Source organism: Streptomyces sp. ATCC 21386 (assembly GCF_018728545.1).
Lineage (GTDB): Bacteria > Actinomycetota > Actinomycetes > Streptomycetales > Streptomycetaceae > Streptomyces.
In genome coordinates, this window is record NZ_JAAVVL010000001.1 from 5,719,981 (window position 1) to 5,742,950 (window position 22,970).

Below are 22,970 nucleotides of genomic sequence, written 5' to 3' on the forward strand. Positions count from 1 at the left end.
GAGCGACTTCCGACATGAGCAATCCCACGCACCTCAAGCCCGTACCGGCCGCGTCGACCCCCGACGGTCCGCCTGCGTTCGTCCGCTCGCTGCCCGCCTGGGCGGCACCGGCCGCACTCGGAGCGATCCTCGTGCTCGCGGCCGTCCTGTACGGCTGGGCACTGGGTTCCCTGGGCTGGGCCAACAGCTACTACTCAGCGGCCGTGAAATCGATGGGGACGAGCTGGACCAACTTCCTCTTCGGCTCCTTCGACCCGGCCGGGGTGATCACGGTCGACAAGCCGCCGGCCGCGCTCTGGCCGCAGGTGATCAGCAGCAAGATCTTCGGGCTGCACGGCTGGGCGCTGGTGCTGCCTCAGATGATCGAGGGAGTGGCCGCGGTGCTCGTCCTGCACCGCACCGTGCGGCGCTGGGCGGGGGAGGGGGCGGCGCTGGTCGCCGCACTGGTGCTCACTCTCACGCCCATCACCGTGGCCATCAACCGGGACAACAACCCCGACACGCTGCTCGTCCTGCTGCTGGTGTCCGCTGCGTACGCGCTCACCCGCGCGTTGCAGGCCGAGGGCAGGACCGCGACCTGGTGGCTGTGTGCGAGCGGCTTCCTGATCGGGTGCGGATTCCTCACCAAAATGCTCGCCGCCTGGATGGTCATTCCCGCGTTCACCCTCGCCTGGCTCGTGGGAGGAAGCGGCCCCTGGATACCGCGAGTGCGGCGTCTGCTGGGCGCGGGGGCCATCCTGGCGGCGTCCTCCTTGTGGTGGGTCGCCATGGTCGCCCTGTGGCCGGGCGATCGCCCCTACATCGGTGGCAGCAAGGACGGTTCGGCCTGGGATCTCGTGGTCGGCTACAACGGGCTGGGCCGTGTCTTCGGCTCGAGCGACGGAATGTCCCAGAGCATGGGCGGGTTCGGCGGCGGGTTCGGCGGCGCGTCCGGCCTGGGCCGGTTGTTCAACGCGCAGGTGGGGCCAGATCAGCTGGCTGCTGCCGGTCAGCGCACTGGCCTTGGCCGTCGCCCTGGTCGGCGTGGTGATGCGCCGACGCGGCCTGCTGTCCGCCGACGCCCTGCTGCCGCCCTCCGGCTGGCTGCTGTGGGGGACCTGGCTGGTGGTCTGCGCAGCCGTGTACTCGACACAGAAGGGCATCTTCCACCCCTACTACACCACTCAGCTCGCTCCGGCGATCGCCGCCCTGTGCGGCGGACTGATCGCCGCCTTGACCCGTGTCCACCGTGCCGGCGTGCGCTGGGCGCCCCTGGTGGGCGTGGCCGCGGTCGTGGTCAGCGCGGTCTGGGCCGTGGCACTAATCCGCCGTGACTCCGACTGGAACGGCTGGCTGGTGTGGCCGGTCCTGCTGCTCGGCTGCGCCGCGGTCGTCCTGCTGCTCCTCGCGCGGCGGCGTGGCCGGCTGCTGACAGTCGCCGTGGGTGCCGCAGTCGCGTCGGTCCTGGTGGCCCCGGGAGCGTGGGCGGTCAGCGTACCGGGCTCGACATCCGCGATGGGCGGCTCCAACCCGACGGCCGGTCCGACGACGTTCGGCTTCGGCGGGGGCGGCCGCATGCCCCGGCAGAGCGGGAACGACGGCGACCTTCCCTCGTCGGGGATGCCGTCGGGGATGCCGTCGAGCTTCCCGGGTGGTGACGCACCTTCGGGACGGTCCGGTCAACCCTCCTCCGGCGATGTTCCTTCGGGAATGCCGTCAGGCATGCCGTCCGGTATGCCCACAGGGGGAGCGGACGGCATGCCCGGCATGTCCGGAGGCTCGACCTCGGGAGACAGCGACATGCCGTCACTTCCCGGCGGCGGCTCCGGCAAGACCCCGAGCGGACGCGGCGGCTCCGGCGGCGGCGCGGAACTCACCAGCGAGCAGCGCAAGATCCTCGACTACGCCGTGGAGCACGCACCTCAAGCCCGCATCAAGCTCTCCGTCGAAGGCGGTGCCATGGCCGTCAGTTCCTTCATCCTGGGCTCGGACGAGACCGTCATCGGCATGGGTGGTTTCATGGGCAGCGACAACGCGCCGTCGGTGGACCAGATGAAGGAGTGGACGAAGAGCGGGGAGCTACGTTACGTCCTGGGCTTCGACACGAACAGCGGCGGCAGGCCGGGCATGACCGGGTCGGGCAACTACAGCAAGCAGCGTTCCGACTGGATCGCCGACAACTGCACCAAGGTTCCGGCATCGGCGTACGGCGGCACGTCGTCGAAGAACAGCAACGGTAGTGCGATGGGCTTCGGAGCAGGAGCCGACGTGCTCTACGACTGCGCCGCCACGTAGGCGACGCCGGGCAACGGGGACCAACTGGGAGAACGGACCAGCATCACGTCATGACCGAGCAGTCCGCAACGACTCGTCCGCGACATCGGCTTCTCGTGGTCGAGGACGAGCCCAGCATCCGCACCCTGCTGGAGGCGACGCTCCGCCTGACCGGATACGAGGTGAGCAGCACCGACACCGGACAGTCCGCCCTCGTCGAGGTCGAACGCCTGCGACCGCACCTGGTGCTGCTCGACGTGATGCTGCCCGACCTGGACGGCTTCGAGGTGACCCGCAGGCTGCGGGCGGCGGGGGACGAATGTCCGATCCTGTTCCTGACCGCCCGCACCGGCACCGACGACCGTATCCAGGGCCTGAGCGTCGGCGGCGACGACTACGTGTCCAAACCGTTCAGCATCGAGGAGGTGCTGCTGCGTATCGAGGCCATCCTGCGCCGCACGGCACCGGTGGACGCGGCACTCCCACCGCCGAGCGTCCTGCGCTACGCCGACCTCGAACTCGACGAGGGCGCTCACGAGGTGCACCGCGCGGGACAGTACATCGCCCTGTCCCCGACCGAGTTCAAGCTCCTGGCCTACCTCCTGTCCAACGCCGGCCAGGTGGTGAGCAAGGTCCAGATCCTCGACCACGTCTGGGGCTACGACTTCGCCGGTGACGCCAGGATCATCGAGACGTACGTCCGCTACCTGCGCAGGAAGATCGACTCCTTCGAGCCGCCGCTCATCCAGACCGTGCGCGGCGTCGGCTACTGCCTGCGGCTGCCTCGCGACCACGAGGGGACGCCGGAGCAGTGATCCCCCGCCTGCCCCGGCCACCCGGCTCACTGCGACACCGACTGATCCTCGGCGTCACCGTTCTCGCCACGGCGGCGGTGCTGACCTCCCAGGCCATCGGCTACGTGGTGCTCCGCTCCTGGCTGCTCGAACGCGTCGACCAGCAACTGGTGGAGTTCCACCCCCCGACACCGGCCTTCTACGACGCCCTCCGTGGCGCATTCCCCGCGCCGGCCGAGCGTCTGGACGTACTGCCGTCGGATTTCCAGGTCTACTTCTACGACTCCTCCGGGCATCGCCTGAACAACTCCCTCGGCACGGAGGAGAAGCCGGGGCCCAGGCTGGCCGATCAGGCGCGGGACCTCAGCCTGAGGGACGGGCACCCGGAAACCGTGTCCGCCACCAGCGGTGACGGCCGCTGGCGGGTGTTGCTCATTCCCGGCCCGGACGGCATGAGCGCGGTGGTCACCCTGCCGCTCGACACCGTCGACGGCGCCACCTCGAAGCTGCTGTGGCTGAACGCCGTGCTGCTCGCCGTCACGATCGCCGGCCTGCTCGCCCTGGGCCGGTGGGTGGTCAGGCTGGGACTGCTGCCACTGACCAGAACGGAACGAACTGCTCAGGACATCACCGCGGGCCGGCTCGACCTGCGACTGCCGGACACCGACCCGCGCACCGAGATCGGACGACTCGGGCGGGTGCTGAACTCCATGCTCGACAAACTGCAGACCGCCCTGCTGGCCCGCGAGACCTCTGAGGCACGGCTGCGCCGGTTCGTCGCGGACGCCGGGCACGAACTGCGCACTCCGCTCACCGCCATCCAGGGGTACGCCCAGCTCGCGCTGCGTCCGGAGCGGCGCCCGGAGCGTGAGCTGCGGGAGGCCAACCGGTTCATCGCGCAGAACGCGGAGCGCATGAGCCTGCTCGTGGACGACCTCCAACTGCTTGCCAGCCTGGACCGCGAACCCTCCTACGGGAGGGAACCGGTCGACCTGCTCTCGCTCGCGGCGGACGCGGTGAGCGCGGCCGCCGTCCACAGACGCTCCCACCCCGTCGACCTCGGCCCGCTGTCCACTCCGGCAGATCCGGGCGGCACCGAGGAACTCGACGTGGCCGAGACCGTCGGCGACCCGCGCCGACTGGGCCAGATCCTGGAGAACCTGCTGTCCAACGCCCGCATCCACACGCCGCCGGGCACCCGTGTCCACGTACGGGTGGGCACGACAGAGACCGGACCCGGAACCGGCGGCACCGACCGGCCGGGACGCACCTCCGCCTCGCCGCCGCTCCCTGAGCGCCTCCCGGTCAGCGTGATCGAGGTGGCGGACGAAGGACCGGGCCTCGCCCCCGTCGACGCCGAGCACGTCTTCGAGCGCTTCTACCGGGCAGACCCCGCCCGTTCCCGCAGCCACGGCGGGAGCGGCCTCGGTCTCGCCATCGCCGCGGCCATCGCCCAGGGCCATGGCGGCCGTCTCGAACTCGATACCGTCTTGGGCGAGGGCTGCACTTTCCGCCTGCTCCTCCCCGCAGCCGACTTCGGGCGGTGCCGTTGATGAGTCGGTGCCTTCGGGTGCCAGAGGTGATGCGCGGTGCTCGACACGATCTCGGCGATGCACGCCCAGAGGGCGACTGGCCTGGGGGTTTCCGGAAGTGTCAGTCCAAGTTTGTGGAGCTCTTCGATATCCGCATTCCGCCACAGACGTCCTGCCCCCCCGTCCGCGTGAAGTCCGCCTGCCGAGGCGGCGTTCCGGGACGAGCGCGGTCAAGCCGCAGCCGACCAGGGTGAGCAGCCCGACAGACGCGGCAGTCAGTTCCGTCAGCGCGAAGTCGCTGCGGTCACCGTAGAGGTTGAGTGCAGAGCTGAGGGAACGTCACTCCCTGCTGCAAGACTGGAAGGCTTACGCGGACGCACAGGAATCTGAGTGGGCCGCCTCCGCTTCCGGTGTAAACGGCACCGGGTCTGGGCGTTCGTGATGGTGCTGCCCTGTTCACGGCACATGTTCGTGCGGTCGGTCCTGCACCTGGACCAGCACGCGTGGACCGAGGCACACGTCGCGGCCTTCCGCTACTTCGGCGGCGTCCCGCGCCGGCTGGTGCCGGACAACCTGAAGACCGGCGTCGACAAGCCCGGCCTCTACGACCCGAAAATCAACAAGGCGTATAAGTGCCGGCCGCTGGGCGGCGCGGCCCCGATGGCCGTGTTCGGCGCGGTCGAGGCACGATGAGCGTGATGGACACCGCCCTGCGCGAGTCCCTGAGGCTGTCTGGGATGCTGGAGACTCTCGACGCCAGCCTCGCCCGGGCCCACGGCGGCGAACTCGGCCACCTCGACTTCCTTCAGGTCCTCTGCCAGGACGAGATCGCCCGCCGCGAGACTGGCGCCTTCCAACGCAGGGCACTGTCACGTTGGCTGACTGGTGGGATGATCTTCTGGTTGATCAGGCGGGGAGGGGTCGTCGGTGGGGAGCGCGTCGCTGTCGAACAAGGGGCACCGGTACCCGGTCGAGGTGATCTCCCACTGTGTGTGGCTGTACTTCCGCTTCCCGCTGTCATTCCGCGAGGTCGAGGAGCTGATGCTCGAGCGCGGGATCGTCGTCTCCTACGAGACGGTGCGTCGCTGGTGCGCCAAGTTCGGGCAGGCCTACGCGGGCGCGCTGCGCCGCCGGCAGCCACGGCCCGGTGACAAGTGGCACCTGGACGAGGTCTTCATCAAGATCAACGGTGAGCAGAAATACCTGTGGCGGGCCGTCGACCAGGACGGCAACGTCCTCGACATCCTGGTGCAGAAGCGCCGGGACAAGGCCGCGGCCAGGCGCTTCCTCCGCAGGCTGATGAAGAAGACGCGCATGGTGCCGCGGGTGGTCGTCACCGACAAGCTCCGCTCCTACGGCGCCGCCCACCGCGAGGTCATGCCCTCGGTGGAACATCGCTCGCACAAGGGCCTGAACAACCGGGCGGAGAACAGCCACCAACCCACCAGACAGCGCGAACGCGCGATGAAACGCTTCCGCTCCGCGGGCGGAGCACAGCGGTTCCTGTCCGCGTTCAGCGGCATCTCACCCCACTTCCGACCCCGACGCCACCGGCTGTCCGCACACCACTACCGAGCCGATATGACCGTCCGCTTCGCCATCTGGGAGCACATCACCGGCGTCGCCAGCCTCGCCACCGCGGCCTGAACACAGCCCGGAACCAGGTCACACCACACCACACCACGACGCGCCGTCAGGCAGTCACACAGCCAACAACGTGACAACGCCCACGAGACTGCCGACCCCGTCCACCTGATGCGCGTCTTCGGGATCGCACCCGACACCGCGATGAAGTACGTCAAGGCCGCCCATCCGCACCGTTTCATCAAGGACCCCACAAAGGCGTGACGAGCTGGAAGCTGGTTCGCGGCCCCGCCTGTCACTCAGCGATGGGCCCGCCGACGTGGGCCAGCGTTGTCGGCCAACTCCTTGGGGGACAGCTCGCCGTCCAGGAATACGGTGTCGCTGGGCAGCGTGTCCATCCCGACCGTGCACGCCTCGATCTTGCCTTGAGGAGTGCTCATCGACCCCGAGGACCTGGCCGCCATCACCCCGTACATCACCAGCCGCATCCGCCCCTTCGGCGACTGGAAACTCGATTTGACCCCACCGGCGGCGCTGGATATCGAGGTGCTGTGATGGGGGGCGGCGATCTACTACCTATCAACAGCCCCGTTCGGTCCCATCTGGGATCCGTCCCCGCACCATGCGCTGACCACGGCGCAGGCGCAGGTGATCGCCGCCGCCGAGCTCGCAGGCCTGCTCGGGTCGTGAGGCGGCTCGTCGACGTCAGCTCGGGTCGGGCTGGGCCAGCGCCTTGACCAGCAGCTCCTCGTTCTGGCGGGCGTGCTCCTCGACCAGCCGCTCGGCGAGCCCGACGTCCCGTGACGCGAGTGCGGTGTAGATGGCCCGATGCTCCTCCAGCGCCTCGTCGGGTCGCAGCTTCGACTCGGCGTACGCCGACTCGAGCATCGCGATCGCGTAGCGCATCTCCACCGCGATCGCGGTGAAGAACTCATCGAAGCGCGCGCTGCCGAGGATCGCGACCACCGCGCGGTGGAACTCCAGGTCACAGCGGACGATCTCGGCCGCGACACCGGTAGCGGTGGCGCGGGCCAGCTCGTCGAAGGCGCGCTCCAGCTTCTCGAGCTTCTCGCCCGACGCCCGGCGCACCTCGCGTGCCGCCGCACCCTCGAGGGTCCGCCGGACACGGTAGAGGTCGCGGATGTCCTGCTCGGTGAACCGCACCACCCGCGAGCCGCGATGCCGGTAGTGCCGCACGATCCGCTCATGGGCGAGGATGCCCAGCGCGTCGCGCACTGTGCGACGGGAGACCTCGAACCGCTCCGAGAGGTGCTCCTCTCGCAGCTGCTCCTCGGGCGCGAGTGCGCCGGTCATGATCATTTCGCGGAGTACGGTCGCGAGCTCCTCGGCGGTGGTTCCCCTGCGGAGCGACGCGAACTGGTCCATCGAACCTGCGGCAGCCATGCACGCACTCTACCGGCGAAGGCACAGACATGTAGCATTGCTGCATTGGTCACCAATCAAGGAGTGCGCACATGAGCCACCCGGATATCCGCCCTCCGGCAACCGAGTGGAGCGCGGAGACCGTCCTCGAGTCGTTGCGCGACCGGTTCGGGCTCGACGGGACCGACCTCGAACCGCTGGGTGGCGAGCTGGACCAAAACTCCGTCGTCCGGCTCGCCGACGGCCGACGGGTCGTGGTCAAGGTCGCCTCGCCCGGCGCCGACGTGGCCCACATCGCCTGGCAGCACGAGCTGATGCGCCGCGCGGGTGCACCCGGACGGCTCGGCGGTGTGCTGGTCCCGACACCAGCGCGAGCGTTGAACGGCGAGACTGTCGTCCTGGTCGACGGAGAGGGTGGCCCGCGGGCGCTGACCGTGCAGAACTGGCTGGACGGATCGACCCTGGCCGGGCTCGGCCACCACTCGCTCGAGCTGCTCGCGGAACTGGGCGCGACAGCCGCCCGCATGGTCGCCGCGCTCGCCGACGCGCCGGGCCCTCCGACCGGCGAGACCCATCACTGGGACCTGGTCCGCGCGGGGTCGGCGGTCGCCGCCGGGCTCCCGGCGGTCGCCGACCCGACCCGGCGCGCGGCCGTGACCACACTCATCGAGCGCCACGCTGAGGCTTTGGCGACCCAGGTGGAGAAGCTGCCGGTGGCGGTGCTCCACCACGACCTCAATGACTTCAACGTGCTCGCCCGGCGCGCCCCCGACGGAACCCACCACGTGCACGCGGTCCTCGACTTCGCCGACGCCCTGCGAACCACACGAGTGAGCGAGCTCGCCGTTGCGGTCGCCTACGCGATGCTCCGTGAGCCCGACCCGCTACGCGCCGCCTCGACGGTCGTCGCTGGGTACGCAACCCACGGTGAGCTCACCGAGGCCGAGCTCGCGGTGCTGTTCCCCATGGCCGCCGCACGGCTCTGCGTCAACGCGGTCACATGGACGGCGCGCAGCGCGGGTCAGGAGTCCGGCTACGGCCAGGCTCGGATGCGGCACACCTGGCCCACCATCCAGCGGTTGGCGGCCATACCAGTCGAACTCGGGACCGCGATGCTCCGCGCCGCGGCGGGGCGCCCTCTCGAGCCGGTGCGCCCCCCGCGTCCTCAGGTGCGCGCGCTGGAACACAACACTCCTGACGACGTCGGTGGCCACCTCGAGCCGGCGGAGCGCCGGCGGCGGACCAGCGCCACAGGGGAGCCGGAGACGCTGCGGCTCGGGACCTCGGTCGACGCGCGCGCGCCGTTCGACGTGCGCCTCCCGGCCGACGGCGTCGTGGAGCCGGGCGGCGAGCCGGCGCTGCTGCTCCGTCATGTGCCGGCGGACGGCGCGCCGTACTGGTCGCGCTGGCACGGGGTGGCCCCACAGGACGGCGCGCTCGCGGCAGGTGCCTCGCTCGGCACGGCCACACGCCTCCAGGTCGGGCTGTTCCCGAGCCTGGCCGCGGCCCAGCTCGCGGGGCGGCTGGTGCCGGCCGGCGAGCTCACAGGCTGGGCTGCCGTGTCTCCCGACCCTGGACCCTGGCTGGGCCTGACCGTCGCCCACGAGCCCAGCCGACCCGACCGCGTCTGGGACGCCGCCCACGTGGTGGCCGCGCGGGACCGGCACTTCGCGCGCTCGCAGCGGTCCTACTACCGCCGTCCGATGAACCTGGTCTCCGGTCGGGGCAGCTGGCTCTACGACGACCTCGGCCGCGGCTACCTCGACGCGATCAACAACGTCACCCACGTCGGACATGCCAACCCGCGAGTGGTGGCGGCTGCTGCTCAGCAGTTGGGCTGGCTCAACACCAACAGCCGGTTCGTCTACCCCGGCATCGCCCAGTACGCCGAACGGCTCACCGCGCTGCTCCCCGAGGGGCTCGAGGTCGCCTTCCTCGTGTGCAGCGGCAGCGAGGCCAACGACCTGGCGATCCGGATGGCCCGCCAGGTCACCGGCCGCCGCGACGTCCTCGTGGTTGACGGCGCCTATCACGGCAACACCTCTGTGATCACCGGCCTCAGCCCCAACCGCTACAAGGGCCCTGGAGGCACCGGTCCGGATCCGACGACCCACGAGGTGGTGCAGCCCAACCTTTATCGCGGCGAGTTCGGCTACGACGACCCAGCGGCGGGGGAGCGGTACGCCGCGGACGTACGGCGCCAGGCTCGTCGCCTGGTCGCGGAGGGGCGGCCACCCGCGGCGTTTATCGCGGAGTCCGCGATGGGCACGGCGGGCAGCATCTTCTACCCCGACGGCTACCTGCGCGAGTCCTTCGCGGCGGTGCGCGAGGCCGGAGGGCTGTGCATCTCCGACGAGGTGCAGGTTGGCTTCGGCCGTTTCGGCGACGCGTTCTGGGGGTTCGAGAGCCAGGGCGTCGTCCCGGACATCGTCACGATGGGGAAGCCGATCGGCAACGGCCACCCGATGGCCGCGGTCGTCACCACCCGGGAGATCGCGGACGCGTTCGACTCGGGGATGAAGTACTTCAACACCTTCGGCGGCAACCCGGTCTCGTGTGCGATCGGGCTTGCCGTGCTGGACGAGATCGAGGCCGAGGGCCTCCAACACCACGCGGCCGAGACCGGGCGGCACTTCCGGGCCGGGCTCGAGACGCTGCGTCGCCATGAGCTGGTGGGGGACGTCCGCAGCCACGGTATGTACCTCGGCGTCGAGCTCGTCCGGGACCGCGTGACCCTCGAGCCGGCCACCGAGGAGGCGTACGTCGTCAGCGAGCTGATGAAGGACGAGGGGGTGATCGTCTACCCGACGGGGGCGGACAACCACGTGCTCAAGATCAAGCCGCCGCTCACCTTCACGGCGGGGGATGCCGACCTCTTCGTGAGTGTCCTGGACGAGGTGCTCGACCGTGACTGGTGACCTCTGGACAAGATTGGTCACCAATTCTACAATCACCAAAGTACGGACCGCCGACGGCAAGAGGAGCAAGGCATGCGGACCATCTTCAGGGACGCGCACCTGCCAGGTGCGAGCTCGCCGTCCTCGGTGGCGGTGCTGGACGACCGCATCGAGGTGGTCGGTCCGACCGCCGACGCGCTAGCCGCGGACCGCGTCGTTGACGTCGCCGGCGGCTACCTGGGGCCGGCCTTCCGGGACGGCCACGCGCATCCCGACGCCGCCGGCTTCGAGCAGACCGGGCCGAGCATCCGCGGCTGCACCTCGGTGGAGCAGATCGCCGCCGCCGTCCGCGAATACGCCGACAGGCACCCCGAGCTGGAGTGGATCAGGGGCGGCAGCTACGACGCGACGATCGTTCCCGGCGGCCTGTTCGACGCGGCCTGGCTCGACGCCGCCGTCTCCGACCGGCCCGTCGTCCTGCGAGCCTGGGACTATCACGCGATCTGGTGCAACAGCGAGGCGATGCGGCGCGCTGGGCTGGACGCCTCGACTCAGGACACCCGGCGCGGCTCCTACCCGCGGCGCCCGGACGGGAGCCTGCTCGGCACCATGCTCGAGCGGGACGCGGTCGAATCGGTCCTCGACGCCGCTCCGCCGTGGACGCTCGAGGAGCGGGTGCGGGCGCTCGCGACCGCGACAACAGAATTCGCCCGGGTCGGGGTCGCCTGGATCCAGGACGCCTCGGTCGAGCACGCGGACGTGGACGGCTACCTGGTCGCCGCCGAGCGCGGCGTGCTCGGCACCCGTGTCAACCTCGCCTTCCGCGCCGACCCGGTCCGGTGGCGCGAACAGCTCGCCGAGATCGAGGCCGACCGCGAGCGGGTACGCCTGCTCGGGCACGACCGGTTGACGGCGCAGACGGTGAAGTTCTTCGTCGACGGCATCCTCGAGAACCACACCGCGATGCTCATTGAGCCGTACGCCGACGACCCCTGCGCCCACGGCATGGAACTGTGGGACGAGGCCGAGCTGCGTGCGGCGATGGCGCACGTCGACGCGCTGGGGTTCCAGTGCCACCTGCACGCGATCGGCGACGCCGGCATCCGCCGCGCCCTCGACGCCATCGCCCACCTCGACAAGGTGAACGGGCCGCGGGATCGGCGGCCAGTGATCGCACACGTGCAGGTCGCCAACCCGACCGACCTCTCGCGATTCCGCGAACTCGGCGTGATCGCCAACTTCCAGCCCATCTGGTCCCAGCTCGACCCCGTGATGGAGCTGCTGACCCGGCCGCGGCTCGGCGAGGAGCGGTTTGCGCTGCAGTACCCCATCGGCGCACTGAGCCGGGCCGGCGTCGCCATCTCTTTCGGCAGCGACTGGCCGGTGAGCGACCTACGGCCGCTCGTGGGGTTGCCGGTGGCGATGACGCGCGAGACAGCCGCCGGCCTGCCGGCGGGCGGGTGGCTGCCCGAGCAGCGGATCGGGATCGAGGAGGCGCTCGCGGCGTACACCACCGCTGGTGCCCACCAAGCCTTCGAGGAGCGCGTCCGCGGGGCGCTCGTGCCGGGTCAGCTCGCCGACCTGGTCTGGCTCTCCGCCGACCCGCGGTCGGTCACGCCGCAGCAGCTCGGCGGCATCGACGTCCTGGCCACGCTCGTCGCCGGCCGGGTCACCCATCTCCACCAGTCCGTCTCGGGGACTCTTGCCGCCGACGAGCTGAGCGTATGACCATCGAACCTGCCCGAGAGCATCGCCAGGCCGCGATGCCCCCCTTCGACCTCACCGGCCGCGTCGCACTGGTCACCGGCGCCGGAAGTGCCTGCGGGATCGGGCACGCCACCGCCCGGACCCTGGCCGGGCTCGGCGCCTCGGTGGTCGTGTCGTCGACCACGGAGCGGATCCATGACCGGGCCGCGGAGCTGCCGGCAGGGACGGTCGCGCTCGTCGGCGACCTGACCCTCCCCGAGACCGCGGACGTGCTGGTCGAAACCGCGCTCGATCGGCACGGGCGGCTGGACGCGGTCGTCAACTGCGCCGGCATGACGTCGGTAGCCCGGCCCGATCCCGAGGCAGGCCGCATCGAGGAACTGGCCCCCGATACCTGGCGCGCGGCCCTGGCACGGAACCTCGACTCCGCCTTCCTTCTCGCGCGGGCCGCGGTGCCGGCGCTGGTGGCCTCCGGCGCCGGTCGGCTGGTGATGGTCTCCAGCCTCACCGGCCCGGTGATGGCGATGCGCGGCGAAGTGGCCTACGCGGCCGCGAAGGCCGGCCTCGTCGGCCTGGTCCGTGGCTTGGCGGTCGACCTCGCGGACCGTGGGGTCACCGTCAATGCGGTCGCGCCCGGCTGGATCGCGACCGGCTCGCAGACCGAGAACGAGCGGCGCCAGGGCGAGGTGACGCCGACCGGCCGCAGCGGTACGCCGTACGAGGTCGCCAGCCTCGCGGCGTACCTCTGCACGCGGGAGGCGGGCTACCTCACCGGGCAGTGCGTCGTGGTCGACGGTGGGAATTCGATCGCGGAAGAGCGAGCATGTGCACCCTCCCCAGGACAGGAGACCTGAATGTCGACCAGCTTCAACTTCTTCGAGCGCGGCGCCTTGCCGAGGCCGGAAGTCTCGCCTGCCGAGGCCGAGGAGCTGGTGCGAACCAGGTTCGGCGTCGAAGGCCGAGCGGTCGAGCTGGGCAGCCAGCAGGACGCGAACTTCCGGATCGACACCGACGCCGGGACGTTCGTGCTCAAGGTGTCGAATCCAGCTTTCGGGGCCGGCGACCTCGATGCCCAGGACCGGGCCGCGGCGCACGTCGCCGCGCTCGAACCGGACGTGCTGGTGCCCGAGGCGGTGCCAGGCGTCGACGGCCGGACCCTGCAGCCGATCGACGTCGGCGGCGAGCCGACGACCGCGCGGCTGGTGCGCTACGTCGAGGGCCGGATGCTGAGCGAGAGCGCCTACTTGGCGCCGCCGATCGTCGCCGCGCTGGGCGACCTCGCCGGGCGGACCACGCGGGCGCTGGCCGGCTTCGAGGCCGAACTGCCGCAGCGCGAGCTGCAGTGGGACCTCCGGCACGCCGAGGAGGTGGTGACCCGGCTCGCGTCGTACGTCGGCGTTCCCGGTGGCAGCGAGGCGGTTCAGCGCGCGGCCGCCGAGGCGGGCGGCGCGCTCGTCGCGCTCACGCAGGTGCTGCCGGTCCAACCGATCCACGGCGACCTCACCGACGACAACGTCGTCGCGGTCACCGACGACGACGGCCGGTTGCGACCGGTGGGTGTCATCGACTTCGGAGACCTGGTCCACTCGTGGGCCGTCGGCGAGTTGGCGGTCACCCTCTCCTCGGTGCTGGCCTACGCCGGCGACGACCTCGCCCGGCTGCTGCCGGCGGTGCGCGCCTTTGATGCCGTCCGGCCGCTTTCCGACGCCGAGCTGGCCGCGCTCTGGCCGCTGACCGTGCTGCGGGCCGCAGCACTGATGGTGAGCGGGCAGCACCAGGCGAGCATCGACAGGGGCAACGAGTACGCGGCGAAGAACCTCGACCGCGAGTGGCAGATCTTCGAGGTTGCGACATCGGTTCCCCTGGCGGTCGGCACCGAGCTGCTGCGGTCGGCGGTCCGGGCGGCGAGACCGTCGACGCCGATCACCGGAACCCGGCTGCTGGAGGTCCCCGCGCGGGCGGTCGACCTCTCCACCACCTCGCCCGAGCTCGACGGCGGTGTCTTCCTCGACGACGAGGACGCGCTGCTCGGCCGGCTGCTCGGCGGCGAGGGCGTCGTGCACACCCGCTACCTCGAGCCGCGACTGACCCGGACTGCGATCAACTCACTTACCGCGCCGGCCACCGTGCCGCTCGGGGTCGACGTACTCTCGGTGTCTCGGATGGCGGTTCGCGCACCGTGGGCCGGCCGACTCTCCCGGCGTGACGGCGCGGTCACGCTCGAGACCGCCGGCCGGACCCTGTGGCTGGACGGTGACCTCGACAGCGTCGCCGACGGCGACGTCGCGGCAGGGGACACCCTGGGCGACGTGACGGCGCTTCGGGTGCAGCTCGGCACCGGTGCCGAGCGGCCGCCGTACTTCGTTCCTGCCGGCGTCGCCCACGCCTGGCGCGTCGTCTGCCCCGACCCGACACCCCTGCTCGAGCACGCCGCCAGCGAGGGCGACGGGAGCAACGCCGAGGAGTGGCTGGCCCGCCGCGACGCGGCGTTCGCCACCGTGCAGGAGCACTACTTCGTCGACCCGCCGCAGATCGAGCGCGGCTGGCGCCAGCACCTGTTCGACGTCGAGGGCCGCTCCTACCTCGACATGCTCAACAACGTCTCGATCCTGGGGCACGGCCATCCCCGGCTCTCCGACGCGGTCGAGCGGCAGTGGCGCCGGCTCAACACCAACTCGCGGTTCCACTACCGCGCGGTCGCCGAGTTCTGCGAGCGGCTCGCGGCGCTGGCTCCGGACCCGCTCGACACGGTGTTCCTGGTCAACAGCGGCTCGGAGGCGGTCGACCTCGCGCTCCGGCTCGCGTGGGCCAACGCCGGCCGTCGCGACGTGGTCTCGATGCGCGAGGCCTACCACGGCTGGACCGACGCGACCGACGCCGTCTCCACCTCGGTGGCCGACAACCCCAACGCGTTGGAGACCCGCCCGCCGTGGGTGCACACGGTGCCGTCGCCGAACCCCTACCGCGGCGCGCACCGCGGTGCCGAGGCGCATCGGTACGCCGCCGAGGCGGTCGCCGACATCGAGGCGCTGGTGTCCGCGGGCCACCCGCCAGCGGCGTTCCTGAGCGAGTCGTTCTACGGCAACGCGGGCGGGATGGCGCTGCCCGACGGCTACCTGGCCGCGGTCTACCCCGCGGTCCGCGCCGCCGGCGGGCTCTGCATCGCCGACGAGGTACAGGTCGGCTACGGCCGGCTCGGTGCCCACTTCTGGGGCTTTGAGCAGCAGGGCGTCGTCCCCGACATCGTCACCGTCGCCAAGGCGATGGGCAACGGACACCCGCTCGGCGCGGTGATCACGACCAGGGTGATCGCCGAGGGCTACCGGAGCCAGGGCTACTTCTTCTCCTCGGCCGGCGGCAGCCCGGTCAGCTGCGTCGTGGGAGCGACGGTGCTCGACATCATGCGCGACGAGGCGCTGCAGGAGAACGCCCGCGTCGTCGGCGCCCACCTTCGGCAGCGCCTCCTCGAGCTGGCCGACCGGCACGAGCTGATCGGCGCGGTGCACGGGATGGGGCTCTACGTCGGCGTGGAGCTGGTCCGCGACCGCGAGACCCTCGAGCCGGCGGCCGAGGAGACCGCCGCGATCTGCGAGCGGCTCCGGGAGCTGGGCGTGATCATGCAGCCGACCTCCGACCGGATGTGCGTCCTCAAGATCAAGCCACCGCTAGGCATCGGCACCGCCGACGCCGACTTCTTCGCCGACGCCCTCGACCGGGTGCTCAGCGAGGGCTGGTAGTCAGGCCGACCCCACCAGAAGGGAACCCGATGACCTACGTCCACAACTTCGTCGACGGCCAGTACGTCGAAGCCGCCGGCGGCGAGACCTCTCCGCTGGTCGACCCCGCCACCGGGTCGAGCTACGGCACCGCCGGGATCTCGAACGAGGCCGACGTCGACCGCGCCTACCGGTCGGCCGAGCGCGCCTTCGCGGAGTGGCGGCGTACGACTCCGTCGGACAGGCAGAAGGCGCTGCTCGCCTTCGCGGACGACGTCGAGCGGCACGGCGACGAGCTGGTAGCGGCCGAGGGGCGCAACACCGGCAAGCCGGACCACGTCACCAAGGCGGAGGAACTGCCGCCGATGGTCGACCAGATCCGGTTCTTCGCCGGCGCGGCGCGGGTGCTCGAGGGCAAGTCCGCGGGCGAGTACCTGGCGGGCCACACCTCGTGGGTCCGGCGCGAGCCGGTCGGCGTGATCGGCCAGGTCACGCCCTGGAACTACCCGATGATGATGGCCATCTGGAAGTTCGTCCCAGCGGTCGCCGCGGGCAACACGGTCGTCCTCAAGCCGAGCGACACGACACCGGTCACCTCGGTGATGCTCGCCGAGATCGCGGCACGGCACCTCCCGCCCGGCGTACTCAACGTCGTCACCGGCGACCGCGCGACCGGTGCCGCCATCGTCGCCCACCCGACACCGCAGATGGTCTCGATCACCGGCTCGGTCGCCGCAGGCCGCAGCGTCGCCGCCAGCGCGGGGGAGCGGCTCAAGCGCACCCACCTCGAACTCGGCGGCAAGGCGCCGGTGATGGTCTTCGCCGACGCCGACCTGGCCAAGGCGGCAGAGGGGATCGCGGTCGCGGGCTACTTCAACGCCGGCCAGGACTGCACCGCCGCCACCCGGGTCCTCGTGCACGCCTCGGTCGCCGACGACTTCGCCGCCGCGCTGGCCGCGCAGGCCGCTGGCGCGGTCACCACCCAGGGCCGGGCCACCGGCGACGAAGACGCCTGGGTGTCACCTGTGAACAACCAGCACCAGCTCGACCGGGTCCTCGGCGCCCTGGACCGGGTGCCCGACCACGCGACGGTCCTGGTGGGCGGGGCGCGTCAGGGCGACACCGGCTTCTACGTCGAGCCGACCGTCATCTCCGGGCTGCGCCAGGACGACTGGCTGACCCAGAGCGAGATCTTCGGCCCGGTCATCACACTCCAGACCTTCGAAGAAGACAACCAGGCGGTCGCCGCGGCGAACGGCGTCGAGTACGGCCTGGCTTCCTCGGTCTGGACCCGGGACATCACCCGCGCGCTCAACGTCTCCAACGCTCTGGACTTCGGCTGCGTCTGGATCAACACCCACATCCCGCTCGTCGCCGAGATGCCGCACGGTGGTTTCAAGTCCTCCGGCCACGGCAAGGACCTCTCGGCGTACGGGCTGGAGGAGTACACCCGGCTCAAGCATGTCATGGCCTCGCTGAGCTGAGTCAGGGTCGAGTCGAGCGCTGACCCGCCGGCAGAGAACGGGCGGGTCAGCGTCGGGTGGTGCCTGGAGAAGAAGGGGGGATCAGGCTCAGGCTCTCCGCGATGGCCGCGTTCGACACCCCGTGCGCGGCCTGCACGGCGAAGGCCAGGCGTGGAACAACCTCGGCATCGCCCTAGGGTGTGTTTCAGAAGTGGATCTTGATGTGTCAAGATCCACTTCATGGGGAGGCACGATCTGACGAATGCGCAGTGGGCGAAGCTGGAGCCCCTGCTCCCCGTCGGGAAGAAGTCCGGACGACCGCCGGTCCACACCAAGCGGCAGTTGATAGACGGCATACGCTGGCGCACCCGCGCCGGTGCACCGTGGCGGGACGTGCCCGAGCGGTACGGCCCGTGGGAGACGGTGTACGGACTGTTCCGGCGTTGGCAGCGTGACGGCACCTGGCACCGCATCTTCGAGCAACTGCAGGCCCGGGCCGACGCCGAAGGGCTGATCACCTGGGACGTCTCGGTGGACTCCACCATCGCCCGGGCCCACCAGCATGCCGCCGGGGCCCGCAAAAAGGGGATCTGCAGATCGAGCCACCCGGTGGTGTGTTCACCGAGCCCGACGACCACGGGCCTCGGCCTGCACCATCGGATAGCCGCCCGGGGTCGGTACCGAGCACCGCTTCGACCGGGACGAACTCGACCCCGGCCAGCACCGTCGCAGCCTGCTCGCCCTGGCCGTCCAGCTCGGTGCCTGGCTGCGGGACGAGGACCAGGTGACCGGCCGCCTCACCCTCACCATCCGCTACGCCGACGAACAGACCACCACCCGCAGCCGCACCCTGCCCGAAGCCACCGCCGACACCGCGCTGGTGGCCCAGGCCGTGTACGGCCTCTACAACAGCCTCGGCCTCCAACGCGCCCAGGCGCTGGACAAGGCCGCGCTGATCGACGCCGTCGCCGATCGCGCGCGCTGGCGCTACGGAACCGGAGTGATCCTGCCCGCCGCGCTGGCCCCGCCCCCGTCTCAACGGCCGACCCGACCGGCACCGGACGCAAACGCTGGACCATGCGCTGGAAGGCCGCGCTCCAAGCTTTCGACATCACCTTCGACGGCCGGCTCACCGCCGGACGCCGCTGAAAAATCCGTCCGAGTTCCACCGTTCGCGGCTCTGTCCCGGGCGTCGGCGGGTGACCTGCGGTGAGCGGCGTCGTGGTCCTGCTCCTGATGCACGTCGTGGTCGTGGTGGTCGCGATCTTCGTCTGTCGCAAGTGCCCTTGGCGTAGGGGCGGTGAGAACGGGGGAACAAGGACGAGAACATCGGGCGGGCAGGGACCGTGGTCCCTGCCCGCCCGACGCGTCCATGGTCCTTTGCTTACCGATCAGAGGGGCGTGAGGATCAGCGGGGCGTCGGTACAGGCCTCGATGTTCTCGGCGGTCACACCCGGCCCGCATTCCACGAGAGCGAGGCCCTCGGACGTGACGTCCAGGACGCCGAGGTCGGTGATGATGCGGTGGACGCACCGCTCGCCGGTAAGAGGGAGGGTGCACTCCTTGACGATCTTCGGGGTGCCGTCCTTGGCAGTGTGTTCCATGAGGACGATGACGCGGCGGGCACCGTGGACGAGGTCCATCGCGCCGCCCATGCCCTTGACCATTTTTCCGGGGATCATCCAGTTGGCGAGGTCGCCGTTCTCCGACACCTGCATCGCGCCGAGCACGGCGGTGCCGATGTGGCCGCCCCGGATCATGGCGAAGGACAGGGCCGAGTCGAAGAAGGAGGCTCCCGGCAGGACGGTAACGGTCTCCTTGCCCGCGTTGATGAGGTCGGGGTCGACCTGGTCCTCGGCGGGATAGGGGCCAGTGCCGAGGATGCCGTTCTCGGAGTGGAGAACGACATGGACGTTCGGCGGGAGGTGACCGGGGATGAGGGTGGGCAGGCCGATGCCGAGATTCACGTAGGAGCCGTCGGTGAGTTCAGCGGCTGCGCGGGCGGCCATCTGGGCGCGGGTCCAGCCCAGTTGCGTGCCGAGGGTGGTGCTCATGCGCGTACGGTCCTCTTCTCGAGCTGCTTGTCGGCGACCTGGGCCGGAGTGAGGGGCACGAGCCGCTGGACGAAGATGCCCGGCAGGTGGATCTCGTCCGGGCTCAGCTCGCCCGGCTCGACGAGTTCCTCCACCTCGGCGACGGTGATGCGGCCGGCCATTGCCGCGAGGGGGTTGAAGTTGGCGGCCGCCTTGCGGAAGACCAGGTTTCCGTGGCGGTCGCCGCGCCAGGCCCTTACGAGGGCGAAGTCGGTGGTGATGCCGTGCTCCAGGACGTACGTCCGGTCGGCGAAGTCGCGGGTCTCCTTGGGCGGGGAGGCCACAGCGACCATGCCGTCGGCGGCGTACCGCCAGGGCAGTCCGCCGCGGGCGACCTGGGTGCCGACCCCCGCAGGGGTGTAGAAGGCGGGGATGCCCGCTCCACCGGCACGCAGGCGTTCGGCCAGCGTGCCCTGCGGCACCAGCTCCACCTCCAGCTCGCCCGACAGGTACTGGCGGGCGAACTCCTTGTTCTCGCCCACGTAACTGCCCGTCACACGTGCGATGCGGGCGTCGGTCAGCAGGACGCCCAGTCCGCGCCCGTCCACCCCGCAGTTGTTCGACACGACCTTCAGACCGGTGGCGCCCTGGGCGTGGAGGGCCTGGATGAGTACGTCGGGGATGCCGCTGAGGCCGAAGCCGCCGACGGCCAGCGACGCCCCGTCGGGGATGTCGGCGACCGCCTCCGCGGCGCTCGCACAGACCTTGTCCATGGAGGGAGGGCCTTTCTGTCGTGTCTGTCGTTGCCTTGCTGCTGGTTCAGACGTCCGGGCGCAGGGCGTCCGAGATCGGCTTGGCACCGCCGTGCGCGGTGAGGCCGCCGTCGACGGGGATCTCGGCTCCAGTGATGAAGGACGCTTCGTCGGAGAGGAGGAAGGTGACGAGCGGGGTGATCTCGTCGACGGTTCCGGTGCGGCCGAGCGGTGTCTCGCGGATGTTCGCCTCGCGGAACGCGGGCGCGGCGCAGGCGGTCATCTCCGTCTCGATGAATCCGGGGTGGATGATGTTCACGCGGATGCCACGAGACCCCAGTTCCATGGCGGCGGTCCTCGACAGGCCGCGCAGCGCCCATTTGCTCGTCGTGTACGCGACCGGGTAATGGGCGGTCAGCGCCGCCGACGAACCCACGTTCACGATCGACGACCCCGGGCGCATCAGCGGCACCAGGTGCTGGATGCCCAGGAGCGGCCCGGTGACGTTGACGGCGTGGACGCGGGCCATGTCCTCGGGCCGTACGTCGTCGATCCGGGCGCGCCAGGTGATGCCCGCGTTGTTGACCAGGCCGTGCACCTGCCCGTACGCCTCGTTCAGTTCGGCGGCGAGCTCGGCCCAGGCCTTCTCGCTGGTGACGTCGAGGCGGCGGCAGCCGGGTGCCTCCGTCACGTCGGCGGCGATCACCCGGGCGCCCTCGCGGGTGAGTGCCTCGGCCTCCGCGGCGCCCTGGCCGCCGGCCGCGCCTGTGACCACGACGACCTTGCCGGCGAGCCTCTTGGCGTGGAGGTTGGTTACGGCCGCTCCCGGGGGCGGCGCCGGGCGACGGGAACCGGCAGCGGGTCGGTGCCGGGCACCACGGTGTTGGCGACGGACCCGATGCCCTCGACGGTGAGCGTGACCGTGTCGCCGGGTTTCAGCGGCGGCGGGTCCTGCTTGCCTCGTACGCCCCACAGTTCGGCGAGGCAGCCTCCGTTGCCGCAGGTGCCGGAACCGAGGACGTCGCCGGGGCGAACGACCGTACCGCGCGAGGCGTAGGCGACCAGTTCCTCGAAGGTCCAGCTCATATTGGACAGCAGGTCCTTGCCCACGACCTCGCCGTTGACCTGCGCCGTCAGTGCCAGGCGCAGGAAGCCGTCCGCGTCCCGGTACTGCTCCAGCTCGTCGGCGGTGACCAGGTAGGGGCCCAGCGTGGTGGCGGTGTCCTTGCCCTTGCAGGGGCCGAGGCCGACCTTCATCTCGGCGTACTGCAGGTCACGGGCCGTCCAGTCGTTGAAGACGGTGTAGCCGACGATATGGTCGCGGGCCTGCTCGGGGGTGAGGTCGCGGCCCTCCTTGCCGATCACGGCGGCGACCTCGAGCTCGAAGTCGAGCAGGCTCGACCCCGGGGGCACGGGGATGTCGTCGTGCGGGCCGTACACCGCGTAGGGGTTAGTGAAGTAGAAGGTCGGCGCCGCGTACCACCGCTCCGGCACCCCGGCGGCCCCGTCCACGGAGCGCCGTACGCCCTCGACGTGTTCCTCGAAGGTGACGAAGTCCCGCACGGTGGGCGGCTGGAGCGGCGGCAGCAGCCGCACTTCGGAGACGTGGGGACCGGCCTGGGCGTCAAGCAGCCTGGTGCCCGCGTCGAGCAGTTCCGGCATGCTGCCCGCCTCGGTGAGCAGTCCGGTCAGGCAGTGGACACCGGACAGGGGGCGGAGGGTGCCGTCCTTGTCGACGACGGCCACATGGTGTTGGTCGCGGTGTTCGTACGTGGCGAAGCGCATGGGAGGGGTCCAGTCGGCGTGGAGCGGGCGGGCACGAAAGGAGCCGGGGGCGCGGCGTGCGGTCACGGCAGGACAGCGGATCACCGCGCCCCCGGTGGCTGGAGGACTCTGCCGGCCGGGCGGTCAGACCGGCGGCGCGACGAACACGCCGCGGTCGACGTCGTTGAACGACTCCTTGACGATGAGTTCGTTCATCGGGTTCGCGGTGCCCCACTGGTCGGAGACCTCGGGCTCCGAGAAGTCGTAGACGTGGGGGTGCCAGGTGTCCTCGTCCAGTTCCTCCAGCTCGGTGGTGTACTCGACGGTGTTGCCGTGCGGGTCGAGGAAGTACGTGAAGGTGTTGTCGCCCGCCAGGTGCCGGCCCGGGCCCCAGAGTTTGCGGGCGCCGGAGCGCATCACGCGGCCCGAGCCGCGCATGTACTCGTCCAGGCCGCGCATCTCGAAGGAGACGTGGTGCAGGGAGGTGTGCGGGCCCTTCGCGATGGCCATGGAGTGGTGCTGGTTGCTGATCCGCATGAAGTGCATGACCTCGCCCATGTGCGGCGAGCCCAGCGTGTCGGAGAGACGGAAGCCGAGGTGGCGCTCGTACCACTCGCGGGTCCTGTTCAGGTCCGGGGAGTTGAGCACCACGTGCGACAGGCGGACCGGGATCGCCTCCTTCTCCTCCACCCTGCGGTGCTGCCTGGCCTCGACGTCGGCGGAGACCTCGATGGTGCGACCGTCGACGTCGAAGAAACGGAAGCCGTAGCCACCGCCGAGGGTGTCCACCTTTCCCGGCTGGGAGATCAACTGCACGCCCTGCGAGAGGAGTTGCTCGGCCATCGTGTCGACGTCGGCCGGGCTGCCCGCCCCGTACGAGACCAGGTCGAGGCGCTTCTCGTCGGCCTTGCGCAGCCGTACGACGTACTGTTCGGGGCTGCCCTCGGCGGCGAGGAAGGAGATCCCGGAGTCCTCGGCGACCTTGGTCAGGCCCCAGACGCCGGCGTAGAAGTCGAGCTGCTTGTCGTAGTCGGGCACGGCGAGGTCGACGTGCCGGAGATGGGTGAGCAGGCGGTTGCTCATGGGGGTTCC

19 protein-coding genes and 2 pseudogenes are annotated in these 22,970 nt (G+C 70.7%); 14 read left to right on the forward strand and 7 right to left on the reverse strand.

Features of this window, described 5'->3' with window-relative positions; genetic code table 11:
- The first annotated feature begins 14 nt into the window (after window positions 1-14).
- The 6 genes from GWK25_RS43690 to GWK25_RS24560 all read left to right on the forward strand — a co-directional run bounded on the left by GWK25_RS43690 (window position 15) and on the right by GWK25_RS24560 (window position 6,226).
- Window positions 15-1,313: a glycosyltransferase family 39 protein gene (locus tag GWK25_RS43690; protein WP_251829018.1), complete on the forward strand. Its 1,299-nt coding sequence runs from the start codon at window positions 15-17 to the stop codon at window positions 1,311-1,313.
- Window positions 1,237-2,274, forward strand: coding sequence for a hypothetical protein (locus GWK25_RS43695; protein WP_251829019.1), 1,038 nt, complete (start codon window positions 1,237-1,239; stop codon window positions 2,272-2,274). The genes GWK25_RS43690 and GWK25_RS43695 overlap by 77 nt, the downstream gene beginning before the upstream one ends.
- 50 nt (window positions 2,275-2,324) lie before the next feature.
- Window positions 2,325-3,068: a response regulator transcription factor gene (locus tag GWK25_RS24545; protein WP_215453005.1), complete on the forward strand. Its 744-nt coding sequence runs from the start codon at window positions 2,325-2,327 to the stop codon at window positions 3,066-3,068.
- A complete protein-coding gene (locus GWK25_RS24550) occupies window positions 3,065-4,600 on the forward strand; it encodes a cell wall metabolism sensor histidine kinase WalK (protein ID WP_215453006.1) in 1,536 nt (511 codons plus the stop codon). The genes GWK25_RS24545 and GWK25_RS24550 overlap by 4 nt, the downstream gene beginning before the upstream one ends.
- Before the next feature lie 444 nt (window positions 4,601-5,044).
- Window positions 5,045-5,272, forward strand: coding sequence for a hypothetical protein (locus GWK25_RS24555; RefSeq protein WP_251830814.1), 228 nt, complete (start codon window positions 5,045-5,047; stop codon window positions 5,270-5,272).
- A 234-nt stretch (window positions 5,273-5,506) separates the two neighbouring features.
- Window positions 5,507-6,226: an IS6 family transposase gene (locus GWK25_RS24560; protein WP_215453007.1), complete on the forward strand. Its 720-nt coding sequence runs from the start codon at window positions 5,507-5,509 to the stop codon at window positions 6,224-6,226.
- A 236-nt stretch (window positions 6,227-6,462) separates the two neighbouring features.
- On the opposite strand, the gene GWK25_RS24565 is transcribed toward GWK25_RS24560, so the two are convergent.
- Complete coding sequence (locus tag GWK25_RS24565) at window positions 6,463-6,603, reverse strand: hypothetical protein (RefSeq protein ID WP_215453008.1); 141 nt, start codon at window positions 6,601-6,603, stop codon at window positions 6,463-6,465.
- Here GWK25_RS24565 and GWK25_RS24570 point away from each other — a divergent pair.
- A complete protein-coding gene (locus GWK25_RS24570; protein WP_215453009.1) occupies window positions 6,596-6,718 on the forward strand; it encodes a transposase in 123 nt (40 codons plus the stop codon). The genes GWK25_RS24565 and GWK25_RS24570 overlap by 8 nt on opposite strands.
- A 150-nt stretch (window positions 6,719-6,868) precedes the next feature.
- Here GWK25_RS24570 and GWK25_RS24575 read toward each other — a convergent pair whose 3' ends face one another.
- Window positions 6,869-7,567 (reverse strand): GntR family transcriptional regulator, encoded by a 699-nt coding sequence (locus GWK25_RS24575; protein WP_215453012.1) that lies wholly within the window; start codon window positions 7,565-7,567, stop codon window positions 6,869-6,871.
- 71 nt (window positions 7,568-7,638) lie between these two features.
- On the opposite strand from GWK25_RS24575, the gene GWK25_RS24580 reads away from it, so the two are divergent.
- The 7 genes and pseudogenes from GWK25_RS24580 to GWK25_RS44810 form a co-directional block, all read left to right on the forward strand.
- The gene (locus tag GWK25_RS24580; RefSeq protein WP_215453014.1) at window positions 7,639-10,464 is read left to right on the forward strand and encodes an aminotransferase class III-fold pyridoxal phosphate-dependent enzyme; all 2,826 of its coding nucleotides are present in this window, start codon (window positions 7,639-7,641) and stop codon (window positions 10,462-10,464) included.
- Between the two features lie 72 nt (window positions 10,465-10,536).
- The gene (locus GWK25_RS24585) at window positions 10,537-12,171 is read left to right on the forward strand and encodes an amidohydrolase (RefSeq protein WP_215453016.1); all 1,635 of its coding nucleotides are present in this window, start codon (window positions 10,537-10,539) and stop codon (window positions 12,169-12,171) included.
- On the forward strand, window positions 12,168-13,004 hold the full coding sequence (locus GWK25_RS24590; RefSeq protein ID WP_251829020.1) for an SDR family NAD(P)-dependent oxidoreductase: 837 nt from the start codon (window positions 12,168-12,170) through the stop codon (window positions 13,002-13,004). The genes GWK25_RS24585 and GWK25_RS24590 overlap by 4 nt, the downstream gene beginning before the upstream one ends.
- Window positions 13,005-15,887 (forward strand): aminotransferase, encoded by a 2,883-nt coding sequence (locus GWK25_RS24595; RefSeq protein WP_215453020.1) that lies wholly within the window; start codon window positions 13,005-13,007, stop codon window positions 15,885-15,887.
- 29 nt (window positions 15,888-15,916) lie between these two features.
- Window positions 15,917-17,350: an aminobutyraldehyde dehydrogenase gene (locus GWK25_RS24600; protein ID WP_215453028.1), complete on the forward strand. Its 1,434-nt coding sequence runs from the start codon at window positions 15,917-15,919 to the stop codon at window positions 17,348-17,350.
- A gap of 219 nt (window positions 17,351-17,569) precedes the next feature.
- Window positions 17,570-17,917: pseudogene (locus GWK25_RS24605) on the forward strand (IS5 family transposase); the annotation flags it as partial.
- A 94-nt stretch (window positions 17,918-18,011) separates the two neighbouring features.
- A pseudogene (locus GWK25_RS44810) lies at window positions 18,012-18,233 on the forward strand (hypothetical protein); the annotation flags it as partial.
- A 487-nt stretch (window positions 18,234-18,720) separates the two neighbouring features.
- Here the strand turns inward: GWK25_RS44810 and GWK25_RS24615 are convergent.
- From GWK25_RS24615 to GWK25_RS24635, 5 genes are all read right to left on the reverse strand, one after another.
- Window positions 18,721-19,359 carry a CoA transferase subunit B gene (locus GWK25_RS24615; protein WP_286014657.1) on the reverse strand — a complete coding sequence of 213 codons (639 nt, stop codon included), beginning with the start codon at window positions 19,357-19,359 and terminating at the stop codon, window positions 18,721-18,723.
- Window positions 19,360-19,379: 20 nt separating this feature from the next.
- On the reverse strand, window positions 19,380-20,135 hold the full coding sequence (locus tag GWK25_RS24620) for a CoA transferase subunit A (RefSeq protein ID WP_215453034.1): 756 nt from the start codon (window positions 20,133-20,135) through the stop codon (window positions 19,380-19,382).
- 46 nt (window positions 20,136-20,181) lie between these two features.
- Window positions 20,182-20,889, reverse strand: a complete 708-nt coding sequence (locus GWK25_RS24625; protein WP_215453035.1) for an SDR family NAD(P)-dependent oxidoreductase — start codon at window positions 20,887-20,889, stop codon at window positions 20,182-20,184.
- A 38-nt stretch (window positions 20,890-20,927) separates the two neighbouring features.
- Window positions 20,928-21,899 carry a fumarylacetoacetate hydrolase family protein gene (locus GWK25_RS24630; protein ID WP_215453036.1) on the reverse strand — a complete coding sequence of 324 codons (972 nt, stop codon included), beginning with the start codon at window positions 21,897-21,899 and terminating at the stop codon, window positions 20,928-20,930.
- 123 nt (window positions 21,900-22,022) lie between these two features.
- Window positions 22,023-22,961: a VOC family protein gene (locus GWK25_RS24635; RefSeq protein ID WP_215453037.1), complete on the reverse strand. Its 939-nt coding sequence runs from the start codon at window positions 22,959-22,961 to the stop codon at window positions 22,023-22,025.
- Window positions 22,962-22,970 lie beyond the last annotated feature (9 nt).

What these genes read in the sequence shown, in the direction of transcription:
- GWK25_RS43690 (WP_251829018.1), top strand. Translation starts at nt 15, where the DNA reads ATGAGCAATCCCACGCACCTCAAGCCCGTACCGGCCGCGTCGACCCCC.
- GWK25_RS24545 (WP_215453005.1), top strand. Translation starts at nt 2,325, where the DNA reads ATGACCGAGCAGTCCGCAACGACTCGTCCGCGACATCGGCTTCTCGTG.
- GWK25_RS24555 (WP_251830814.1), top strand. Translation starts at nt 5,045, where the DNA reads ATGTTCGTGCGGTCGGTCCTGCACCTGGACCAGCACGCGTGGACCGAG.
- GWK25_RS24565 (WP_215453008.1), bottom strand. Translation starts at nt 6,603, where the DNA reads ATGAGCACTCCTCAAGGCAAGATCGAGGCGTGCACGGTCGGGATGGAC.
- GWK25_RS24575 (WP_215453012.1), bottom strand. Translation starts at nt 7,567, where the DNA reads ATGGCTGCCGCAGGTTCGATGGACCAGTTCGCGTCGCTCCGCAGGGGA.
- GWK25_RS24580 (WP_215453014.1), top strand. Translation starts at nt 7,639, where the DNA reads ATGAGCCACCCGGATATCCGCCCTCCGGCAACCGAGTGGAGCGCGGAG.
- GWK25_RS24585 (WP_215453016.1), top strand. Translation starts at nt 10,537, where the DNA reads ATGCGGACCATCTTCAGGGACGCGCACCTGCCAGGTGCGAGCTCGCCG.
- GWK25_RS24590 (WP_251829020.1), top strand. Translation starts at nt 12,168, where the DNA reads ATGACCATCGAACCTGCCCGAGAGCATCGCCAGGCCGCGATGCCCCCC.
- GWK25_RS24595 (WP_215453020.1), top strand. Translation starts at nt 13,005, where the DNA reads ATGTCGACCAGCTTCAACTTCTTCGAGCGCGGCGCCTTGCCGAGGCCG.
- GWK25_RS24600 (WP_215453028.1), top strand. Translation starts at nt 15,917, where the DNA reads ATGACCTACGTCCACAACTTCGTCGACGGCCAGTACGTCGAAGCCGCC.
- GWK25_RS24620 (WP_215453034.1), bottom strand. Translation starts at nt 20,135, where the DNA reads ATGGACAAGGTCTGTGCGAGCGCCGCGGAGGCGGTCGCCGACATCCCC.
- GWK25_RS24630 (WP_215453036.1), bottom strand. Translation starts at nt 21,899, where the DNA reads ATGCGCTTCGCCACGTACGAACACCGCGACCAACACCATGTGGCCGTC.
- GWK25_RS24635 (WP_215453037.1), bottom strand. Translation starts at nt 22,961, where the DNA reads ATGAGCAACCGCCTGCTCACCCATCTCCGGCACGTCGACCTCGCCGTG.